Annotated in this window: 5 protein-coding genes; all 5 read left to right on the top strand. The window is 43.2% G+C overall.

Going from position 1 to position 5,202, the window contains the following annotated elements; all coding sequences use genetic code 11:
* Positions 1 to 244 precede the first annotated feature (244 nt).
* The 5 genes from N8M20_RS10085 to fni all read left to right on the top strand — a co-directional run bounded on the left by N8M20_RS10085 (position 245) and on the right by fni (position 5,109).
* Positions 245 to 1,186 carry an N-acetylmuramoyl-L-alanine amidase family protein gene (locus N8M20_RS10085; RefSeq protein ID WP_261080497.1) on the top strand — a complete coding sequence of 314 codons (942 nt, stop codon included), beginning with the start codon at positions 245 to 247 and terminating at the stop codon, positions 1,184 to 1,186.
* Positions 1,187 to 1,307: 121 nt separating this feature from the next.
* Positions 1,308 to 2,186, top strand: coding sequence for a mevalonate kinase (mvk, locus tag N8M20_RS10080; RefSeq protein ID WP_261080496.1), 879 nt, complete (start codon positions 1,308 to 1,310; stop codon positions 2,184 to 2,186).
* A complete protein-coding gene (gene mvaD / locus N8M20_RS10075; RefSeq protein WP_261080495.1) occupies positions 2,168 to 3,121 on the top strand; it encodes a diphosphomevalonate decarboxylase in 954 nt (317 codons plus the stop codon). The genes mvk and mvaD overlap by 19 nt, the downstream gene beginning before the upstream one ends.
* Positions 3,108 to 4,115, top strand: coding sequence for a phosphomevalonate kinase (locus tag N8M20_RS10070; protein ID WP_261080494.1), 1,008 nt, complete (start codon positions 3,108 to 3,110; stop codon positions 4,113 to 4,115). Before mvaD ends, N8M20_RS10070 begins: the two co-directional genes overlap by 14 nt.
* Positions 4,099 to 5,109 carry a type 2 isopentenyl-diphosphate Delta-isomerase gene (gene fni / locus N8M20_RS10065; protein ID WP_261080493.1) on the top strand — a complete coding sequence of 337 codons (1,011 nt, stop codon included), beginning with the start codon at positions 4,099 to 4,101 and terminating at the stop codon, positions 5,107 to 5,109. The genes N8M20_RS10070 and fni overlap by 17 nt, the downstream gene beginning before the upstream one ends.
* Positions 5,110 to 5,202 lie beyond the last annotated feature (93 nt).

Raw genomic sequence — 5,202 nt, 5'->3', positions numbered from 1 at the left:
AAAATGTAATTGTTCCATATGATTCTTTCTAATGATGGTTTGGTCGCTTTTCATTATAGATCTTATGGGACTTTTTTCTACAACAAAATCGGCTCCATAATATCCATAGGGATTTACCCACTACAAATATTATAGAGCCAGAATAGAAAGCAGTTGCAGTTATGTAACTGCTTTTTTTGAGGAAGTTCTATATATTGACATGCAGTCGGGTCTTTGCTACAATCAGTTATGGAGGATACATCTAATGAAAGTAATAAAAAAATTGATGCAAATCGCATTAGCAATCTTTTTCTTTGGTCTGCTAGCAACAAGTACAGTATTGGCGGATGATGCTGATTCAGAAGGTTGGCAATTTGTCCAAGAAAATGGTAGAACCTACTACAAGAAGGGTGACATCAAAGAAAAGGCCTGGCGAGTGATTGATGGCAAGACCTATTATTTTGATCATGTATCAGGAGAAATGGTTGTCGGCTGGCAATATATCCCTTTTCCATCTAAAGGAAGTACCATTGGTCCTTACCCAAATGGTTTAAGATTAGAATCTATGCCAATGCCACAATGGTATTACTTTGGTAAAGATGGGGGCCTACAAGAATTTGTTGGCAAGCAAGTTTTAGAAGCAAAAACTGCTACCAATACCAACAAACATCATGGGGAACAATATGATAGCCCAGCAGAGAAACGAGTCTATTATTTTGAAGATCAGCGTAGCTATCACACTTTAAAAACTGGTTGGATTTATGACGAGGGACACTGGTATTATTTACAGAAGGATGGTAATTTCGATGCTCGTATCGACAGTTTAACGGTTGGGGAGCTAGTGCGTGGCTGGACCAATGATAACTCAACTTGGTACTATTTAGATCCAACAACTGGCATCATGCAAACAGGTTGGCAATACCTTGGTAATAAGTGGTACTACCTTCGTTCATCAGGAGCTATGGCAACTGGTTGGTATCAAGATGGTTCGACTTGGTATTATTTAGATGAGCAAAATGGCGATATGAAAACAGGATGGCAATACCTTGGTAACAAGTGGTACTATCTCCGTTCCTCAGGAGCTGTGGCAACTGGTTGGTTCCAGGTCGGTAGTAAATGGTACTATGCTTATAGCTCAGGTGATTTAGCAGTGAATACCACTGTAGATGGGTACTACGTCAACTATAATGGCGAATGGGTTCAATAATGAAAGAGGCGATTGTAAAGGAAACAATCGCTTTTTTTGTGAAAATATAATAAAATAGATAGGAAAGAAGTAATACTTGTATGAAAAATGGGACGGCTTTTTAGTCTAGCAAAAGGAAAAAATGACAAAAAAAATTGGTGTCGGTCAGGCACATAGTAAGATTATTTTAATAGGGGAGCATGCGGTCGTTTACGGTTATCCTGCCATTTCCCTGCCTCTTTTGGAGGTAGAGGTGACTTGTAAGGTAGTTCCTGCAGCGAGTCCTTGGCGTCTCTATGAGGAGGATGCTTTGTCCATGGCAGTTTATGCTTCTCTGGAGTATTTGAATATCAAAGAAGCCTGCATTCGCTGTGAGATTGACTCGGCTATTCCTGAAAAACGAGGAATGGGTTCATCAGCAGCTATCAGCATAGCGGCCATTCGTGCGGTATTTGACTACTATCAGGCAGATCTGCCTCATGATGTATTAGAAATCTTGGTCAATCGGGCTGAGATGATTGCCCATATGAATCCAAGTGGTTTGGATGCTAAGACCTGTCTCAGTGACCAGTCTATTCGCTTTATCAAGAACGTAGGATTTACAGAGCTTGAGATGAATCTATCTGCCTATTTGGTGATTGCAGATACAGGCGTTTATGGTCACACTCGTGAAGCCATCCAAGTGGTTCAAAGTAAGGGCAAGGATGCCCTACCGTTTTTGCATGCCTTGGGAGAATTAACCCAGCAGGCAGAAGATGCGATTTCACAAAAAGATGCTGAAGGGCTGGGACAAATCCTCAGTCAAGCCCATTTACATTTAAAAGAAATTGGTGTCAGTAGCCCTGAGGCAGACTCTCTGGTTGAAACGGCTCTTAGCCATGGTGCTCTGGGTTCCAAGATGAGCGGTGGTGGGCTAGGAGGCTGTATCATAGCCTTGGCAGCCGATTTGACACACGCACAAGAACTAGCAGAAAGATTAGAAGAGAAAGGAGCTGTTCAGACATGGATCGAGAGCCTGTAACAGTACGTTCTTACGCAAATATTGCTATTATCAAATATTGGGGAAAGAAAAAAGAAAAAGAGATGGTTCCTGCTACTAGCAGTATCTCTCTGACTTTGGAAAATATGTATACAGAGACGACCTTGTCACCTTTGTCAGCCCATGCGACAGCTGATGCCTTTTATATCAATGGTCAGCTACAAAATGAGTCTGAGCATGCCAAGATGAGTAAGATTGTTGACCGCTACCGTCCAGCTGGTGAGGACTTTGTTCGTATCGATACTCAAAACAATATGCCGACCGCGGCGGGTCTGTCCTCAAGTTCTAGTGGTTTGTCTGCCTTGGTCAAGGCTTGCAATGCTTATTTCAAGCTTGGATTGGATAGAAGTCAGTTGGCACAGGAGGCTAAGTTTGCCTCAGGATCTTCCTCTCGGAGTTTTTATGGACCACTAGGTGCTTGGGATAAGGATAGTGGGGAAATTTACCCTGTAGAGACAGACTTGAAGTTAGCTATGATTATGTTGGTGCTAGAGGACAAGAAAAAACCAATCTCTAGTCGTGATGGGATGAAACTTTGTGTGGAAACTTCGACGACCTTTGATGACTGGGTGCGTCAGTCTGAGAAGGATTATCAGGATATGCTGGTTTACCTTAAGGAAAATGACTTTGCCAAGGTTGGGGAGTTAACGGAGAAAAATGCCCTTGCTATGCACGCTACGACCAAAACTGCGTCACCAGCCTTTTCTTATCTGACGGATGCCTCTTATGAAGCCATGGACTTTGTTCGCCAGCTACGTGAGCAAGGAGAGGCTTGTTACTTTACTATGGATGCTGGTCCCAATGTCAAGGTTCTCTGTCAGGAGAAAGACTTGGAGCATTTATCAGAAATCTTCGGTCAACGTTATCGCTTGATTGTGTCAAAAACAAAGGATTTGAGCCAAGATGATTGCTGTTAAAACTTGCGGGAAGCTCTATTGGGCAGGCGAATATGCTATTTTAGAGCCAGGGCAGTTGGCCTTAATAAAGGCCATTCCCATCTATATGAAGGGCGAGATTGCTTTTTCTAATAGTTACCGTATTTATTCGGATATGTTTGATTACGCAGTAGATTTGACGCCAAATCACGACTACAGCTTGATTCAAGAAACAATTGCTTTGATGAATGGCTTCCTCGCTGATCGTGGGCAAACCTTGCGACCTTTTTCTCTAGAAATCCGTGGAAAAATGGAACGAGAAGGGAAAAAGTTTGGTATGGGTTCTAGTGGCAGCGTCGTTGTCTTGGTTGTCAAGGCTTTACTGGCTCTGTATGATGTTTCTGTTGATCAGGATCTCTTGTTCAAGCTGGCCAGTGCTGTCTTGCTCAAGCGCGGAGACAATGGTTCTATGGGAGACCTTGCCTGTATTGTGGCAGAGGAATTGGTTCTTTACCAGTCATTTGATCGCCAGAAAGTGGCTACTTGGTTGGAAGAAGAAAATTTGGCGACAGTTTTAGAGCGTGATTGGGGCTTTTCAATTTCGCAAGTGAGACCAACTTTAGAATGTGATTTCCTAGTGGGATGGACCAAGGAAGTGGCTGTATCTAGTGATATGGTTCAACAAATCAAGCAAAATATCAATCAGAATTTTTTAAGTTCCTCAAAAGAAACAGTGGCTACTTTGGTAGAAGCCTTGGAGCAGGGGGAATCAGAAAAAATGATCGAGCAAGTAGAAGTGGCCAGTCAACTTTTAGAAGGCTTGAGCGCAGATATTTACACGCCTTCGCTCAGACAACTGAAAGAAGCCAGTCAAGATTTGCAGGCTGTTGCCAAGAGTAGTGGCGCTGGTGGTGGTGACTGTGGGATTGCCTTGAGTTTTGATGTGCAGTCAACTGAAACCTTAAAAAATCGTTGGGCCGATCTGGGGATTGAGCTCTTATATCAAGAAAGGATAGGACATGACGACAAATCGTAAGGATGAGCACATCCGCTATGCCCTTGAGCAGAAAAGTTCCTATAATAGCTTTGATGAGGTGGAGTTGATTCATTCTTCCCTGCCTCTTTATGACCTGGATGAGATTGATTTGTCTACAGAGTTTGCAGGTCGAAAGTGGGACTTTCCTTTTTATATCAATGCCATGACGGGTGGAAGCGATAAGGGGAGAGAAATCAATCAAAAACTGGCTCAGGTGGCAGAGGCCTGTGGGATTTTGTTTGTGACGGGCTCTTATAGCGCAGCCCTCAAAGATCCAACAGATGACTCTTTTTCTGTCAAGACTAGCCATCCAAATCTCCTCCTTGGAACCAATATTGGATTGGACAAGCCTGTTAAGTTGGGCCTTCGGACTGTAGAAGAGATGGGTCCCCTTCTCCTGCAAGTTCATGTCAATGTTATGCAGGAATTACTCATGCCTGAGGGAGAAAGAAGGTTCAGAAACTGGCAATCGCATCTAGCAGACTATAGCAAGCAAATCCCTGTTCCGATTGTCCTCAAGGAAGTGGGCTTTGGGATGGATGCCAAGACTATTGAAAGAGCCTATGAACTAGGTGTTCGTACAGTGGACCTGTCAGGCCGTGGTGGCACCAGCTTTGCCTATATTGAAAACCGTCGCAGTGGTCAGCGTGATTATCTCAATCAATGGGGCCAGTCTACCATGCAAGCCCTTCTCAATGCCCAAGACTGGAAAGACAAGGTTGAACTCTTGGTCAGTGGTGGCGTTCGGAATCCGCTGGATATGATTAAGTGCTTGGTCTTTGGTGCTAAGGCTGTAGGATTGTCACGAACCGTTCTGGAATTGGTTGAAAACTATTCAGTTGAAGAAGTAATCAGCATTGTCCAAGGCTGGAAAGCAGATCTACGCTTGATCATGTGTGCCCTTAATTGTGCAACCATAGCAGATTTGCAAAAAGTAGACTATCTTCTTTATGGAAAATTAAAAGAAGCAAAAGATCAGATGAAAAAGGCGTAACCACCGCCTTTTTTCCAGGCTCTTTGTCAACTGTAGTGGGTTGAAGAAAAGCTAATATCTAGAAAGGACAAATTTCGTCCTTTCTTTTTTGAT

Source organism: Streptococcus mitis (genome assembly GCF_946190275.1).
Taxonomy (GTDB): Bacteria; Bacillota; Bacilli; order Lactobacillales; family Streptococcaceae; genus Streptococcus; species Streptococcus mitis_DC.
The sequence above is the reverse complement of the archived record's forward strand: the minus strand, read 5'-3'. Positions and strand labels throughout refer to the sequence as shown.

Coding starts and splice junctions, on each gene's coding strand:
- N8M20_RS10085 (WP_261080497.1), top strand. CDS start 245: ATGAAAGTAATAAAAAAATTGATGCAAATCGCATTAGCAATCTTTTTC.
- mvk (WP_261080496.1), top strand. CDS start 1,308: ATGACAAAAAAAATTGGTGTCGGTCAGGCACATAGTAAGATTATTTTA.
- mvaD (WP_261080495.1), top strand. CDS start 2,168: ATGGATCGAGAGCCTGTAACAGTACGTTCTTACGCAAATATTGCTATT.
- N8M20_RS10070 (WP_261080494.1), top strand. CDS start 3,108: ATGATTGCTGTTAAAACTTGCGGGAAGCTCTATTGGGCAGGCGAATAT.
- fni (WP_261080493.1), top strand. CDS start 4,099: ATGACGACAAATCGTAAGGATGAGCACATCCGCTATGCCCTTGAGCAG.